9 protein-coding genes and 2 pseudogenes are annotated in these 15,851 nt (G+C 71.8%); 1 reads left to right on the top strand and 10 read right to left on the bottom strand.

The genetic code is table 11. The features are described 5' to 3' along the window. From N4P33_RS21975 to N4P33_RS21960, 4 genes are all read right to left on the bottom strand, one after another. Positions 1–2,082: [protein-PII] uridylyltransferase (locus N4P33_RS21975; protein ID WP_260828358.1), on the bottom strand; the 2,082-nt coding region annotated here is incomplete at its 3' end. Between the two features lie 23 nt (positions 2,083–2,105). Continuing rightward, positions 2,106–2,444 (bottom strand): P-II family nitrogen regulator, encoded by a 339-nt coding sequence (locus N4P33_RS21970; protein ID WP_037933299.1) that lies wholly within the window; start codon positions 2,442–2,444, stop codon positions 2,106–2,108. Beyond that, complete coding sequence (locus N4P33_RS21965; protein ID WP_260828357.1) at positions 2,441–3,778, bottom strand: ammonium transporter; 1,338 nt, start codon at positions 3,776–3,778, stop codon at positions 2,441–2,443. Before N4P33_RS21965 ends, N4P33_RS21970 begins: the two co-directional genes overlap by 4 nt. A gap of 342 nt (positions 3,779–4,120) precedes the next feature. Then, positions 4,121–5,614, bottom strand: coding sequence for a hypothetical protein (locus tag N4P33_RS21960; RefSeq protein WP_260828356.1), 1,494 nt, complete (start codon positions 5,612–5,614; stop codon positions 4,121–4,123). Between the two features lie 446 nt (positions 5,615–6,060). Between N4P33_RS21960 and N4P33_RS21955 the strand changes: the two genes are divergently transcribed. Then, positions 6,061–6,726 carry a bifunctional DNA primase/polymerase gene (locus N4P33_RS21955; RefSeq protein ID WP_260828355.1) on the top strand — a complete coding sequence of 222 codons (666 nt, stop codon included), beginning with the start codon at positions 6,061–6,063 and terminating at the stop codon, positions 6,724–6,726. A gap of 105 nt (positions 6,727–6,831) precedes the next feature. Here the strand turns inward: N4P33_RS21955 and ftsY are convergent, their stop codons facing one another. From ftsY to N4P33_RS21925, 6 genes and pseudogenes are all read right to left on the bottom strand, one after another. Continuing rightward, entirely contained in the window at positions 6,832–8,037 is a 1,206-nt protein-coding gene (ftsY, locus tag N4P33_RS21950; protein WP_260828354.1) for a signal recognition particle-docking protein FtsY, read from the bottom strand. 253 nt (positions 8,038–8,290) lie between these two features. Continuing rightward, entirely contained in the window at positions 8,291–9,709 is a 1,419-nt protein-coding gene (locus tag N4P33_RS21945) for a sugar porter family MFS transporter (protein WP_260828353.1), read from the bottom strand. Positions 9,710–9,936: 227 nt separating this feature from the next. Then, positions 9,937–11,703: pseudogene (locus N4P33_RS21940) on the bottom strand (AAA family ATPase); the annotation flags it as partial. Beyond that, a pseudogene (locus N4P33_RS21935) lies at positions 11,703–12,287 on the bottom strand (hypothetical protein); the annotation flags it as partial. The pseudogenes N4P33_RS21940 and N4P33_RS21935, both read right to left, overlap by 1 nt. A gap of 26 nt (positions 12,288–12,313) precedes the next feature. Continuing rightward, positions 12,314–14,524: a bifunctional glycosyltransferase/CDP-glycerol:glycerophosphate glycerophosphotransferase gene (locus tag N4P33_RS21930; protein WP_260828352.1), complete on the bottom strand. Its 2,211-nt coding sequence runs from the start codon at positions 14,522–14,524 to the stop codon at positions 12,314–12,316. 1 nt (position 14,525) lies between these two features. Further along, the coding region (locus N4P33_RS21925; RefSeq protein WP_260828351.1) for a CDP-glycerol glycerophosphotransferase family protein at positions 14,526–15,851 on the bottom strand (1,326 nt) is incomplete at its 5' end.

Here is a 15,851-nt window from a genome sequence, read left to right as displayed (position 1 = left end):
GCGGGCGGCCTGGGGCAAGGAGCCGTACTCGGCGGCGACCCGCCAGTCGAGCAGCAGCACGGTGCCGTCGACACCGTCGGGGAGGCCGACGGCACGGAGCTCGGCGGTGCGCACGGTCAGACGGTGCATGGCGAGGACGCCGGCCACGGCGGGCAGCACGCCCGGCTGGTCGGGCACGGCGATGAGCAGCTCCACACCCAGCGGTTCCGGGTCGCCGGGCGCCTCCTGCTCGGCGGGCGGCTCGGTCTGCGCCCGCAGTGCCAGCACCGGGCCGCCGGTGGCGACGGCCTCCAAAGCGAGACGTTCCTGTTCAGCCGTGGGTGCGGCGTCCTCGGGGTCGCCCAGCGGGTCACCGGAGAGCACAGCAGAGACGCGTTTCACCAGGTCGGTGACGAGTGAGGCGCGCCAGGACGACCAGGCCGCCGGGCCGGTGGCGAGGGCGTCCGCCTCGGTGAGGGCGTGCAGCAGCTCCAGCGTGCCCTGGGAACCGACCGCGTCGGCGACCGCGCGGACGGTGGCCGGGTCCTCCAGGTCACGCCGGGTGGCGGTCTCCACGAGCAGCAGGTGGTGGCGTACGAGGGTGGCGATCACGGTGACGTCGCGCTGGTCGAAGCCGATGCGGGCGGCGACGTCCCGGGCGATGGTCTCCCCCGCGACCGAGTGGTCGCCGGGCCAGCCCTTGCCGATGTCGTGCAGCAGCGCGGCGATCAGCAGCAGGTCGGGGCGGCTGACGCGGCGGGTGAGCTCGGAGGCGCGGACTGCGGTCTCGATGAGGTGCCGGTCGACGGTCCACAGGTGCACGGCGTTGCGCTGCGGGCGGCAGCGGACCCGCTCCCAGTCGGGCAGCAGCTGATTGATCAGGCCCTCGGCCTCCAGGGCCTCCCACACCTCGACGGTGGGGCGGCCGGAGCCCAGCAGGGTGACGAGCTGTTCCCGGGCCTCGGCGGGCCAGGGCGTGGGCAGGGGGCGCACGGTGGCGGCGAGGCGCCGTACGGCGTGCAGGGAGAGCGGGAGTCCGGCCTGCGCGGCGGCGGCTGCGGCGCGCAAGGGGAGCACGGGGTCGCGTTCGGGGCGCGCGGTGCGGGCGAGCACCACTTCGCCCTCCTGCTCCACGACCCCCTCGGCGAGCGGGGTACGTTCGGCGGTCGGCTTCCCGCCGCCGAGCATGGCGCGCAGCCGGGGCCGCACGGCGCGCGAGCGCAGCACGCGCCCCACTTCGCGCCAGGTGACGTCGGAGGCGTACGCGATGACGCGGGCGGCCTCGTACACCTGCCGCAGCAGCGCGTCGGCGTCGAGCAGCCCCAGCTCGCCGGCGACCTGGTCCTGCTCCTGGAGCGCGAGCCGGTCGGTGGCGCGGCCGGTGGTCAGATGCAGCGCGTCCCGTACGTCGAGGAGGCGGCGGCGCGCCTCGGCGAGGCCCTCGCGCGGGGCGTCGGCGAGCCAGGAGGCGGCGACGGCACGCAGGGCGGTGGCGTCGCGCAGCCCGCCGCGGGCCTCCTTGAGGTCGGGTTCGAGGAGGTACTGCAGCTCCCCCATGCGCTCGGCCCGCTCGGCGCACAGCTCCTGCAGTTCGGGAAGCCGCTTGGGCGCCTGGTTGCGCCAGTCGGCGAGGACGGCGGTGCGCAGACCGGTGGTGAGGCCGAGGTCGCCGGCGAGGTGCCGGGCGTCGAGCAGGCCGAGCTGGACCTTGAGGTCCTCACCGGCGGTCTTGCGGGCCTCGGCGGGGGTGCGTACGGAGTGGTCGAGGGCGAGGCCGAGGTCCCACACCGGGTACCAGAGCCGGTCGGCGAGGGCGGCGACGCCCTTGGGGTCGCCGCCGTCGTGCAGCAGGAGCAGGTCGAGGTCGCTGCGCGGGGAGAGTTCCGCGCGCCCGTAGCCGCCGACGGCGACCAGGGACACCCCGCGCAGCCCTTCCGCGCCCGCCGCGAACAGGCCCGTGAGCCACTCGTCGGTGAGGTCCGCGAGGGCGGCACGGCGCGGCGGCCCGGACCGCGCCCCCTCGGTGAGGAGGCGCAGCCGGGCCGCCGCGTAGCCGCTGGGTCCCGAGTCCTCTGCTTCTTTCGTCACGTCCGTACTCGTCACCCAGCGACTCCCGTTCTCGTGTGTCAGAGCGCGTCCGGGCCGCGCTCGCCGGTCCGGACCCGTACGGCCGTCTCGACCGGGATCGACCAGACCTTGCCGTCACCGATCTTGCCGGTACGGGCGGCCTTGACGACGACCTCGATGAGCTGTTCGGCGTCGTCGTCCTCGACCAGCACCTCGATGCGGATCTTGGGGACCAGGTCGACGGTGTACTCGGCACCGCGGTAGACCTCGGTGTGGCCGCGCTGGCGGCCGTAGCCGCTGGCCTCGGTGACGGTCAGACCGTGTACGCCGAAGGCCTGCAGGGCCTCCTTGATCTCGTCGAGCCGGTGCGGCTTCACGACGGCGGTGATGAGCTTCATGCGTCCACCTTCTTGGACTCGGCCGGGGCGACGGGGGCGGTGGCGGCGCTGCGGGCCGCGCCGCCGCCGGCGCCGCTGAAGTCGTATGCGGTCTCGGCGTGCTCGGCCTGGTCGATGCCGGCCACCTCCTCGTCCTCGGAGACTCGCATACCGATGGTCTTGTCGAGGAGGAAGGCGAGGATCGCGGAGACGACCAGGGAGTAGGCGAGGACACCGAAGACACCGGCGCACTGCTTCCAGAACTGGTCCAGGCCGCCGCCGTAGAAGAGGCCCTCCACGTCGGACTGGCCCTTGCCGGTGGCGAAGATGCCGACGAGCAGGGAGCCGAGGATGCCGCCGACGAGGTGGACGCCGACGACGTCGAGGGAGTCGTCGTAGCCGAGCTTGTACTTCAGGCCGACGGCCATGGCGCACAGGACACCGGCGATGACGCCGATGGCGATCGCGCCGAGCGGGGAGACCGCGCCGCCCGCCGGGGTGATGGCGACCAGGCCGGCGACCGCGCCGGAGGCGGCACCGAGGGTGGTGAACGCGCCGTGGCGGATCTTCTCGTAGGCGAGCCAGCCGAGGACGGCGGCGCCGGTGGCGACCTGGGTGTTGACGAACATCAGCGCGCCCACGCCGTCGTCGTTGCCGAGCCACGAGCCGGCGTTGAAGCCGAACCAGCCGAACCACAGCAGACCGGCGCCGAGCATGACCAGCGGGAGGCTGTGCGGGCGCATCGGGTCCTTCTTGAAGCCGACGCGCTTGCCGATGACCAGGATGACGCCGAGCGCGGCGGCACCGGCGTTGATGTGGACGGCCGTACCACCGGCGAAGTCGATCACGCCCAGCTCGAAGGCCCAGCCGCCGCTGCCCCAGACCCAGTGGGCGACGGGGAAGTAGACGACGGTGACCCACAGGGCGACGAACAGCGCCCAGGCGGTGAACTTCACCCGGTCGGCGAGGGCACCGCTGATCAGCGCGGGCGTGAGCACCGCGAACATCAGCTGGAAGACCAGGAAGACGAAGATCGGGATGGTGTAGCCGTCCCACAGCTCGGTCAGGCCGATGTTGCTGAGGCCGACCCAGTCGGAGTTCCAGCCGATGATGCTGCCGGTGTCGTCACCGAAGGCGAGGGAGAAGCCGTACAGCACCCACAGGACGGTGACGATGCCGAGGCTGATGAAGCTCATCATCAGCATGTTCAGGGTGCTTTTGACGCGGACCATGCCTCCGTAGAAGAAGGCCAGGCCCGGCGTCATGAGCATCACCAGGGCGGAGCAGATGAGCATGAAGCCTGTGTTGGCGGCAGAGAGCTCCGTCTCTGCGGCAAGCGTGATGGCTGGAGCCATCGGCGTCTCCTCGTCGTTGGTACGGCCCCGTGCGGGCGAAGCCTGAGCGGGTGGGCCATGAGGGGTGGGCCGGTTATGCGCCATGAGATTGGCGCAGCGCGGTTTCGGTGGAAGCCCCTCGTTGTTTCGCCGCCGTGACGAAGGCACCTGGTGTGTTACGCGTCGGTGAACTGCTCGATGCCGGGGGCGCCGATCGTTATCGTGGCGCAATCTTCCCCTCGGGGAACGCAAGCCGGCCGCGGTCGGCCTTCCGAATGACTGGCATGGGGGAGCCGAGTCGGGCAGTTCGGGAGGGCCGGCCGCGGCCGGGGCCTTGGGAGTCCCACACGGGACTCGGTGGTGTCAGACCGCCTCGGCGGTCTCGGGCAGCTCGACGGCGAGGCGCTCGGTGAGGTCGACGACCTCGGCGACGCCGCCGAAGTCGCGGACGGCCGTGTCGACCGTCTTTCGGATACGAGTGTTGACGCGCTCGGAGCGGACCTTCTTGGCCGCCGTGATGGCCTCGGTGGCCAGAACCGCACCCTGCTCGGGCTCGCGCTGGAGCAGGTGCACGGTGGCCATGCCGATCAGGTTGAGGGCGTAGGAGCGCTGGTGCTCGCCGGCCTCCTGGGCGAAGAGCTCCACGGCCCGCTTCATCAGCGGCTCGGCGAGGGAGGCGTAGGTCGGGCTGCGGCCCGCGACATAGGCCAGGTCGCGGAAGGAGTGGGAGTTCTCGCCGTAGAGCTCGGCCTCGGAGAAGAACTGGATCCAGTCGGGGTCCGGCTCGTCCCACTCGTCGGCCTCGGCGAAGGTGTCCTCGGCCATGCGCACCGCGCGCTTGCACCGGCCGGGCTGGCCCATGTTGGCGTAGGCGCGGGCCTCCATCGCATACAGCATCGACTGGGTCCGCGGGCTCGCGCAGTCCCGGCTGCCGTACTGAGCGAGGTGGATGAGCTCCAGGGCGTCCTCGGGGCGCCCGAGGTGGATCATCTGGCGGCTCATGTTGGACAGGATGTACGAGCCGAGCGGCCGGTCGCCCGCCTCCTTGGCGGCGTGCAGCGCGAGCACGAAGTACTTCTGCGCGGTGGGCTGGAGCCCGACGTCGTACGACATCCAGCCGGCCAGCTCGGCGAGTTCGGCGGCGACCTTGAACAGGCGGCGGGTGGTGGCCTCGGGCTGGGGTTCCTGGAGGAGGTCGGTCACCTCGTGCAGCTGGCCGACGACGGCCTTGCGGCGCAGGCCGCCGCCGCACTGGGCGTCCCACTGCCGGAACATCACGGTGGTGGTCTCCAGCAGGTCCAGCTCGGGCTTGGACAGCCGGCCGCGGGCGCGGGAGGAGGAGGCCGGCTCGGGTTCGGTGCGCGGCTGCGGGCCCGACGGGGTGGGGACGAGCCAGCGCTGCATGGGCTCGATGAGGGACGGGCCCGCGGAGAGGGCCAGCGAGCTCCCGAGGAAGCCGCGCCGCGCCAGCATCAGGTCGCTGCGCGAGAACTCGCTGAGCAGGGCCACGGTCTGCGGGCCCGTCCAGGGCAGGTCGACGCCGGTCGCGGAGGGTGACGGGCGGGTGTTGCGCAGGCCCAGGTCCTCGACGGAGACGACGACGCCGAAGCGTTCGGAGAACAGCTCGGACAGGATCCTGGGGATCGGCTCGCGCGGGTTCTCGCCGTCCAGCCAGCGGCGTACGCGGGAGGTGTCGGTGGAGATGTGGTTGGCGCCCAACTGGCGTGCTCTGCGGTTGACCTGGCGGGCGAGCTCGCCCTTGGACCAGCCGCTGCGGACGAACCACGAGGCGAGAAGCTCGTTCGGACGTTTCTCCGCACTCGCAGCGTTCGCCCCGCCACCGCCGTTGCCGCTCACTGGAACGCCCCCATCCCTGAAGACCACTTGTCGCCGAGTGCGCCAAGCCCTATCAGAATGCCGGTTGTCGGGGCCGCCCGTCCGGCGGTTGTCACCCTTCGAACGGAAAGCCGAGTTGCCTCCGGCATACCCACGAGTGCATGTGCCCCAAGAAGCCGTGCACTCAACGTAATCCTACGATCACCCGTCCAGCCATGGCGGATGCGTAATCGCCACCATTCGCCACCCCTTTGTATGAACTCAAGGTCGCCGACGCACGATTCACTTGACATAGGACAGCCAGAAGTGGATGCAGCGAGGCACGCGGGGGCGCGCGGCGCCCCGCTCACCACCCCTGGCACGTCGAGGCGCCGACTGAACCGAGCGGCGCGGGGAAGCCGCAGACGGAGAGTCACATTCTCTGTCCGCTGCGTAACCACCGGTGTGCGGGACCCGTTGGAGGGGGCATGGGCTTCACGATCGGCATCAGTCGGGGCATCCGCGACATCCGGTCCGGTTCGCGTCGCCGGAGCCGCCCGTCGGACGGCACCGCGGTGGCGGAGTACACCGGGCTGTGGGGCTGGGACGTGGTGCCGGGCGCCCGCGCGGCGGCCGGTGTCTGTTCCTGCGGCCGGGCCGGCTGCCGGGCACCGGGTGCGCATCCACTGGACTTCGCGCCGGTGATCCCGGCGGGGGCGACGCTGGACGAGGTGACCGGTATCTGGGCCGAGTTCCCGGGGGCGTCGCTGATGCTGCCGGTCGGCCGGGCCTTCGACGTGCTCGAGGTGGCCGAGCCCGCGGGGCGCCACGCGCTGGCCCGGCTGGAGCGCATGGGCCTGCCCGTCGGCCCCGTCGCCGCCACCCCGGACGGCCGCGCCCAGTTCTTCGTCGCCCCCGGCGCCGCGGCGGCGCTGCCCGAGCTGCTCTACCGCATGGGCTGGGACGACCCGACCGCCCTCGACCTGCGCGGCCTCGGCCCCGGCACCCACATCACGGCCCCACCCTCCGACCGCGCCGGCCTGGGCCCGGTCCACTGGCTCCGCTCCCCCGCCCTGGACTCGGCATCCCGCCCACCGGAGGCCCGCCTGCTCCTGGGCACGCTGGCCTACGTGGCGCATCGGTCGCGGGCGTAGCGTCCGGACGGATGCGTCTCGGGGCTCAGTACACGGCGAAGCGCCCGTCCCCGATGTCCCGGGAGCGGGCGCTTCTTCGCGACTGGTGTCTCGGAACGCCGGGGCTCAGTCGCCGATGAGCGCGTCCACAAAAGCCTCCGGCTCGAACGGGGCCAGGTCGTCCGCCCCCTCGCCGAGGCCGATCAGCTTGACCGGGACGCCCAGCTCGCGCTGGACCGCGATCACGATGCCGCCCTTGGCCGTGCCGTCCAGCTTGGTCAGCACGATGCCGGTGATGTCGACGACCTCGGCGAAGACCCGGGCCTGCACGAGGCCGTTCTGACCGGTGGTCGCGTCGAGGACCAGCAGCACCTCGTCCAGCGGGGCGTGCTTCTCCACGACGCGCTTGACCTTGCCCAGCTCGTCCATGAGGCCGGTCTTGGTGTGCAGCCGCCCGGCGGTGTCGATGAGCACGGCGTCGGCGGACATCTCGATGCCCTCCTTGACCGCGTCGAACGCGACGGAGGCCGGGTCGCCACCCTCGGGACCGCGCACGGTGTGGGCGCCGACCCGCTCGGCCCAGGTCTGGAGCTGGTCGGCAGCGGCGGCACGGAAGGTGTCGGCAGCGCCGAGGACGACGGTGTTGCCGTCGGCCACCAGAACGCGAGCGAGCTTGCCGGTGGTGGTGGTCTTGCCGGTGCCGTTGACACCGACGACCATCACGATGCCGGGCCCGCCCGCCTCGTTCTCGGTGTGCACCGTGCGGTCCATGTCGGGACCGACCAGCTTGATCAGCTCCTCGCGGAGCAGCCCGCGCAGTTCCACGGGCGTACGCGTGCCGAGCACCTTCACGCGCTCGCGCAACCGCTCGACCAGCTCCTGGGTGGGCTGCACACCGACGTCGGCGGTGAGCAGGGTGTCCTCGATCTCCTCCCAGGTGTCCTCGTCGAGGTGCTCGCGGGACAGCAGAGTGAGCAAGCCCTTGCCCAGGGCGTTCTGCGAACGGGAGAGCCGGGCACGCAGCCGGACCAGGCGGCCGGCGGTCGGCTCCGGAATCTCGATCGGCGGAGCCTCGACGGTGGGGGGCTCCTCGACGGCGACGGGAGCGCCGCCGCCGTCCGGAAGATCAACCTCCTCGATGGTGCGCCGCGGTTCCTCCCGCGGCGTCTCGGCCTCGTCGCCGACGTGCGGCTCGGCCGGAGGGGCGGTGATGTCGGGCGCGGCGGGCGGCGGCGGAGGCAGCGACTTCTTGCGCCGGCTGCCGACGATGAGCCCGCCGAGCGCGCCGAGCACGACCACGGCGATGACTACAGCAAGGATGACGATGTCCATAACGCGTCCAGTATCAGCCATGGACCCCCCGGACGGACCGACCGCGGCGCCCCTCGCAACGGCCGTGGCGCCCGCCGCCCGACGCCCTGCCGACCTGACAGAACCTCAGGCCGCACAACGCCTCCGGACGCCGGACACAGGGCACCGCCCCGGCGCGGGCGGACCCGGCCGGGGCGGTGGTGGGGGGTACGAGGAGTGGGGCAGCGGGGACTGGAGCCCTCCTCCTCGGGCTTTTCGGTTGTGCGGGGGCCGGTCAGCCCATCTCCTCCAGCGCCTTGCCCTTCGTCTCCTTGACGAACTTCAGGACGAACGGGATGGAGAGCGCGGCGAACGCGGTGTAGATCACGTAGGTGACCGACAGGTTCCAGTCGGCCAGCGACGGGAAGCTCGCGGTGATGGCCCAGTTGGCGATCCACTGCGCGGCGGCGGCGACGCCGAGCGCGGCGGCGCGGATCCGGTTGGGGAACATCTCGCCGAGCATGACCCAGACGACCACACCCCAGGACAGGGCGAAGAAGAGGACGAACACGTGGGCGGCGATCAGGGCGATCCAGCCCTGGGTCTCCGGCAGCTTGCCGCCGACGAGGTCGAAGGAGAACGCCCAGGCCTCCAGGGCGAGGCCGATCACCATGCCGACCGAGCCGATGATGGCGAGCGGCCTGCGGCCGATGCGGTCGACGAAGATCATCGCGATGACGGTGCCGACGATGTTGATGATCGACGTGGTGAAGGAGTAGAAGAACGAGTCCGTCGGGTCGACGCCGACCGACTGCCACAGCGTCGAGGAGTAGTAGAACGCGACGTTGATGCCGACGAACTGCTGGAAGACCGACAGGCCGATACCGATCCAGACGATCGGCTTGAAGAAGAAGCTGCCGCCGAGCAGGTCCTTGAAGCTGGACTTCTCCTCGCGGTGCATGCCCGTCTCGATCTCGGTGACGCGGGCGTCCAGGTCGATGTCCTTGCCCTCGACCTCGGCGAGGATCTCCCGGGCGCGCTCGTGCTTGCCGACGGAGATCAGGTAGCGGGGCGACTCGGGGATGGCGAAGGAGAGCAGGCCGTACAGGACGGCGGGGAGGACCATGACGCCGAGCATCAGCTGCCAGGCCTCCAGGCCCAGCAGCTCACCGCGCTGGTCGCCGTCGGCGGCGTTCAGGATGCCCCAGTTGACCAGCTGGGAGACGGCGATGCCGACGACGATCGCGGCCTGCTGGAAGGAGCCGAGGCGGCCGCGGTAGGCGGGCGGGGCGACCTCGGCGATGTACGCCGGGCCGATCACGGAGGCCATGCCGATGGCGAAGCCGCCGACGACGCGCCAGAAGGCGAGGTCGTACAGCGAGAAGGGCAGGGCGGAGCCGACGGCGCTGACGGTGAACAGCACGGCGGCGATCTGCATGCACCGGATGCGGCCGATGCGGTCGGCTATCCGGCCGGCGGTCGCGGCGCCGATGGCACAGCCGATCAGGGCGATGGCGATGACCTGAGCGAGCGCGGCGGAGCCGATGTCGTAGCGGTCACGGATGGCCTCGACGGCGCCGTTGATCACGGAACTGTCGTAGCCGAAGAGGAAACCGCCCATGGCGGCCGCCGCCGCGATGAAGATGACATGCCCGAGATGATCGGGATGAGCCGCCCGGGCTCCTGACTTCTGTGCCTGCGCTGTGCTGGTCACGTGTACTCCTCGGGCCACCGGCAACATCGCCGGATGGGGGTCAGCCCTTCGAGGTCCACCTGAAGGTACCTGAAGGTAAAAGCAACGTGGGAGAGACTATGCCTTCAACTTTTGAAGTCAATAGGTCGAGGCGAGCGAGAAGTGTGAACAAAAAGACAAGGGTCTAGACCTGCGTTCGTTCAGAACTTGAAGGTCTTGTGATGCCCGCGCAACGGACCAGCGCGGGACTAGCGCAGACGCTGGCTGATGACCTTGGACACGCCGTCGCCCTGCATGGAGACGCCGTAGAGCGCGTCGGCGACCTCCATCGTGCGCTTCTGGTGCGTGATCACGATGAGCTGCGAGGCCTCCTGCAGCTCCTGCATGATCCGGATCAGCCGCTGGAGGTTGGTGTCGTCGAGGGCCGCCTCGACCTCGTCCATGACGTAGAACGGGCTGGGCCGCGCCTTGAAGATCGACACCAGCAGCGCGACGGCGGTCAGCGACCGCTCGCCACCGGAGAGCAGGCTGAGCCGCTTGACCTTCTTGCCCGGCGGACGCGCCTCGACGTCCACGCCCGTGGTGAGCATGTTGTCGGGGTCGGTCAGCACCAGACGCCCCTCACCGCCCGGGAACAGGCGGGAGAACACGCCCTCGAACTCACGGGCGGTGTCCCGGTAGGCCTCGGTGAAGACCTGCTCGACGCGCTCGTCGACCTCCTTGACGACCTGGAGCAGGTCCGCGCGGGTCTTCTTCAGGTCCTCCAGCTGCTCGCTGAGGAACTGGTGGCGCTCCTCCAGCGCCGCGAACTCCTCCAGGGCGAGCGGGTTGACCTTGCCGAGCTGCTGGTAGGCGCGCTCGGCGGCTTTCAGGCGCTTCTCCTGCTCGGCCCGCACGAAGGGGCGGGGCCGGTTGCGCGGGTGCTCCGGGTCCTCCGGGAGTTCCTCGCCCTCGGCGGGGGGCGAGGGCGGCACGAGCTGGTGCGGACCGTACTCCTCGACCAGCCCGGCCGGTTCGACACCCAGTTCCTCCAGCGCCTTCGTCTCCAGCTGCTCTATCCGCAGCCGCTTCTCGGCGCCGAGTACCTCGCCGCGGTGGACCGAATCCGTCAACTTGTCGAGTTCCGCCTTGAGATCGCGCCCCTCGCTGCGGGCGCGGGCGAGTTCCTGCTCGCGGTGGGCCTTGGCGGCCTCGGCGGCGGTGCGCTCCTGATCGGCGCGGGCGAGGGAGATCTCCACGTGCGCGAGCAGCTGCCGGGCGCCGGAGGCGACGGCCTCGGCGACGGCCGCCTCGTGACGCAGCCGGGCCCTGCGCTGTTCGGCACGCGCGCGTGCCTCGCGCTCCGCGCGGGCGGCCCGGTCGAGGGAGTCGGCCCGCCCGGCGAGCCCCTTGACGCGCTCCTCGTGCGTACGGACCTGGAGGCGCGCCTCCATCTCGGTCTGCCGGGCGTTGGCGCCGTCGGCAGCAAGCCGGTCGCGTACGGAGGTGTCGGGCTCCTCCTCGAACGGCAACTCCTCGGCGACGGCGAGGCGTTCGGCGAGTTCCTCGACGTCGGCGAGGGCCTGGTCCAGCGCCTCCTGGGCGCGGGCGGCCGCGGCGGTGGAACGCTCGGCCTCCCCTGCCGCGCCGCGGGCCTGGCCGGCGAGGCGGCCGAGCTGCTGGGCGACGGTGTTCTTCTCCCGGTCGGCGGCGCGGCGGCGTTCGCCGAGTTCCTCGACGAGGGCGGCGGCTTCCTTGCGTTGCTCCGCCGCGGCGGCCTGTGCCTCGGCGAGTTCCTCGCACCGTACGGCGAGTTCCTCCAGCTCGGCGGCGGCCTCGTCGACGGAGGCCTGGACCTCGAGGAGGCTGGGGGCGGCTGCGGAGCCGCCGTGGGCGTAGTGGGCGCCGAGGAGGTCGCCTTCGGCGGTGACTGCGGTGAGGTGGGGATGGGTGTGGATGAGGTCTTCGGCGTCTTCGAGGGTGCTGACGATGACGGTGCTGTGGAGGAGGTGGTGGATGGCCGGCATCAGGTCGGCGCGGCCAGGATGAGCGCCATCATCAGGCCCTCGGTCATCGGGCGCATCGCGGTCGTCCCGCACGGCAGGACGTAGTACAGCGCCTGCCCGGTCAGCGCGAGCGGCACCGGTACCCCGAGCGTGCGCAGCGTCAGGAACGCGAGCACCCCGCCCGCGCAGGCGATCACCACGCTCGCCGTCCACACGCCCCACGTCACCCCGAACAGCGTCAGGAACGGCACCAGGAACACCGGATAGCCGGGCCGTACCTCGAAGATCGCCATGAAGCGCTCCGGCATGTGCGGCATCGTGTGCCCGCCGGTCTGCCCGGCCGCCAGCCGCGCCTCGACCCGCCGCCACTCCCGCTCCCGGCACTCCTTCCGCACCCGGGGAGCCGGGTCGGGGCCGTGGAAGTTGTCGACGTGCACGTTCTGCCTGCGGTGCGCCATGGAGGCGCGGCTCTCGCAGTAGTACGCGATGGTGGCGAGCGCCGCGTCCCGTTTGCTCTCGCCCTTCAGGCTCAGCGCGTACGAGACGTAGTTCTTGGTGTCGGGGGTGACCCGGCCGGTGACGTTCGCCAGCTGCAGCAGGGCGAAGACCGCCATCAGCAGCAGCACCCAGGTGCGCGGCCTCACGACGGGATCAGCAGGTCGCGGCCGGTCCGCGGGGACGGCACCCGGGCGGGGACACCGGGCTCCGGCTCGTTCAGCATCAGCGCCCGGACCACCCGCTCGGCGGCCCGGCCGTCGTCGAACTCGCAGAACCGGTCCCGGAAGGCCGACCGCAGCCGGTCCGCCTCCTCGTCCCGCCAGGTCCCCGAGTCGAACAGCCACGCCAGCTCCCGGTAGGAGCGCGCGACATGGCCCGGCGGCTCGGCGGTGAGGTCGACGTAGGCGCCCCGGCTCGCCCGGTAGGCGTCCCAGTCGTCGGCGTGGAGCACGATCGGCCGGTCCAGGTTGGCGTAGTCGAACATCAGGGACGAGTAGTCGGTGACCAGCACGTCCGAGGCCAGCATCACGTCCTCCACGTGGGGTTCGTCCGTCGCGTCGACCAGCACGCCCCGGCGGTGCAGTTCCGAGAGCCCCAGCCCGCGCGCGGGCCCGTCGGCCAGGGACGGGTGCAGCCGCACCACGAGCGTGCGGCCCTCGCCCAGATCCGCCGCGAACCGCGCGAGATCGATCCGCTCCACCAGCCCGCCCCTGCGGTAGTCGCGCCGGGTCGGCGCGTACAGCACCACCGTGTCGCCGTCCGGGATCCCGAGCCGCGCCCGCACCGAACGGCCGTGTTTCTCACCGGCGTTGACCAGCACGTCGTTGCGGGGGCTGCCGGTGCGCAGGGAGGTGAAGTGGCAGGGGAAGGCCCGCTGCCACACCAGCTCGGAGTGCCGGTTGGCGACGAGGCTGTAGTCCCAGCGGTCGGCCCGGCGCAGCATCTGCGGCACGTCGAAGCCGAGCCGGGCGCCGGGCTTGTCCAGCAGATCGGCGCCCATGTACTTCAGCGGGGTGCCCTGATGGGTGTGCACGTGCACGCTGCCGGGGCGTTTGACCAGCGTGCCGGGCCAGTTGACGTTGTTGACGAAGTACGTGGCCCGCTCGGTCACCCTCCGGTACGCGGCGGTCCCCACCAGCACGTACTCGATGTCGTCCGGCAGCCCGGCGGCCCGCTCCTCGTCGGCCAGCACCCACACGCCCCGGATGTGCGGGGCGAGTTCACGGGCCGTGCGGTGGATCGCCGCCGGATCACCGAGGACACCGCGGTGCGAGAACGCCGAGTACACGGCGAGGTGCGGGTCCAGCGGGCGGTGCAGGCGCAGCGCGGTCCGGGTCCGGGCGGCCCGCAGCGCCGCCGCGGTCCGCGCCTGCCGGGCTCGCCGCCCGAGGCCCTGGACGGTACGGGAGGCGCGCCTGCGCAGCACATACCGCGCGTAACCGCCCTCCAGCACCCGCAGTTCGGCGGGGACACGGGCGCCCTCGGGCCGGTGCATGTGGAACATCTCGGCGGTACGGCGGAAGAACTCGCCCTTGTCGGACGGCGGCAGCCGGTCCGGCTTGGCGAGGATGTCCAGACAGTGCTCGCCCATCTTGGCGTGCAGGAACGGCCGCCAGCCGGCCAGCGCCGGACGGGCGTCGACGAACCGGAACACCCGCGCGTACTGCTCGTGGATGTCGAAGTGCTTGCGGCTGGTCGTGGACAGGATGCTGCCCTGCCTGCGCTGCCGGTAGTACACGCAGACGCGGTCCAGCGTGGCGATGCGCTCGGCGCTGAGCAGCACCGGGAACGTCCAGGGCGTGTCCTCGTAGTAGCCCGGCGGGAAGGTGAAGCCCTCCCGCTCGACGAACTCCCGCCGGTAGACCTTGTTCCACACCACCATCAACAGGTCGAGGATCTCGGGCCGTTCGACGGCGGTGAAGCACTGGTCCGTCGCGGCGAGCAGCGGCGCCAGGACGTTGCGGCGGGTGCCGCCCCACCAGTGGGTGCGGGCGTAGTCGAAGACCAGCACGTCCGGGTCCGCGCACTCGTCGAGCCGGTCGGCGATCGCGCGCAGGGCGCCCGGGGTGAGGGTGTCGTCGCTGTCGAGGAAGAACAGGTAGTCGCCGCGCGCCAGGGGCATCCCCGCGTTGCGGGCGCGGCCCAGGCCCACGTTCTCGGGCAGATGCAGCACCCGGACGCGCTCGTCGCGGGCCGCGTACGCGTCGAGGATCTCCCCGCAGCCGTCGGGGGAGGCGTCGTCTACGGCGATCACCTCGAGATCCGGGTACGACTGGCCGAGCACCGAGTCCAGGCACTCCTCCAGGTACCCCTGCACCTTGTGGACGGGCACGATGACACTGAAGCGGGGCACGTCAGCTCCTCACCAGGGTCGCGGCGGTCCGCGCCAGGGGTGCGGCGGCGGGCGCGGGGACGCGCTCGGCGAGCGGGATCACGGGCGGCAGCGCCTCGGGCGGCTCACCGAGCAGCACCCTGCGCACCACCCGCTCGGCGGCCCGCCCGTCGTCGAACTCGCAGAACCGCTCCCGGAATCGGGCCCGCAGCGCCGCCGACTCCTCGCCCGCCCAGGTGCCCTCCCGGAACACCCCGGCCAGCTCCTCGGGCGTACGGGCCACCGGTCCCGGCGGCTCGGCCATCAGGTCGACGTACACGCCCCGCGTCTCGCGGTAGACGTCCCAGTCGTCGGCGTACACGACGATCGGGCGGTCCAGGTTGGCGTAGTCGAACATGATCGACGAGTAGTCGGTGATCAGCGCGTCGGCGGCCAGGCACACGTCCTCGGAGGAGCGGTGCGCCGTGACGTCGATGATCCGGCCGTCGCTCCCGCCCGCCCCCCGGTCGTAGAAGTAGTGGGCGCGCAGCAGTACGACGACGTCCTCGCCGGCCGCCTCGCAGAACGCCGTCAGATCCAGGCCGGGTTCGAAGCCGGTGCGGTGGTCACGGTGGGTGGGCGCGTACAGGACGGCCACCTTGCCCTGCGGGACGCCCAGTTCGCGCCGCACGCGGGCCACGTCCTCGGCGGTGGCGGTGACGTACACGTCGTTGCGCGGATAGCCGTACTCCAGGTGCTCGTAGGAGCCGGGGAAGGCGCGCTCCCACACGCGGGTGGAGTGGCGGTTGGCGGACAGGTTGTAGTCCCAGCGGTCCACCCGGCCCAGCAGCTTGGTGAAGCTGCCCGTCGCCGCGGCCACCACCGGGTACGTCGACTGGTCGATGCCCATGGTCTTCAGCGGGGTGCCGTGCTGGGTCTGGAGATGGACGCTGCCGGGTCGTTTCACCACGCCCTCCGCGAAGTTGGCGTTGTTGATCAGGTAGGTCGCGCGGGCCAGCAGCTCCCAGGCGCGGCGGCTGCCGAGGACGGCGTAGTCGACGCCCTCCGGCACGGTGTGCGCCTGATCAGCCTCGACCAGGAACACCCCCTTGATGTGCGGCGCGAGTTCCCGCGCCTTGGCGTGGATCGCGGCCGGGTTGCAGGCGTAGCCGCGGCCCCAGTACGCGCAGTAGACGGCGAGGTTCGGATCCAGCGGGCGGCGCAGGCCCCGGCGGTAGCGCAGCCGGGTGCGCAGGCCGCGCGGGTACGGCAGCGAGGTGACCGCGCCGGTCACCGCCCGGTTGGTCCCGCGCAGCGCGGCGAACGCCGTGTACGACCCGGCGGCGAGCAGCCGGTGCTGGACGCCGAG

Origin of the sequence: Streptomyces sp. 15-116A (genome assembly GCF_025290915.1) — a bacterium.
GTDB lineage: Bacteria > Actinomycetota > Actinomycetes > Streptomycetales > Streptomycetaceae > Streptomyces.
This window is presented reverse-complemented; position numbering and strand designations above follow the sequence as displayed.

Bases quoted from the DNA above. Each gene is read 5' to 3' on its own strand.
- N4P33_RS21970 (WP_037933299.1), bottom strand. From the start codon at position 2,444: ATGAAGCTCATCACCGCCGTCGTGAAGCCGCACCGGCTCGACGAGATC.
- N4P33_RS21965 (WP_260828357.1), bottom strand. From the start codon at position 3,778: ATGGCTCCAGCCATCACGCTTGCCGCAGAGACGGAGCTCTCTGCCGCC.
- N4P33_RS21955 (WP_260828355.1), top strand. From the start codon at position 6,061: ATGGGCTTCACGATCGGCATCAGTCGGGGCATCCGCGACATCCGGTCC.
- ftsY (WP_260828354.1), bottom strand. From the start codon at position 8,037: ATGGACATCGTCATCCTTGCTGTAGTCATCGCCGTGGTCGTGCTCGGC.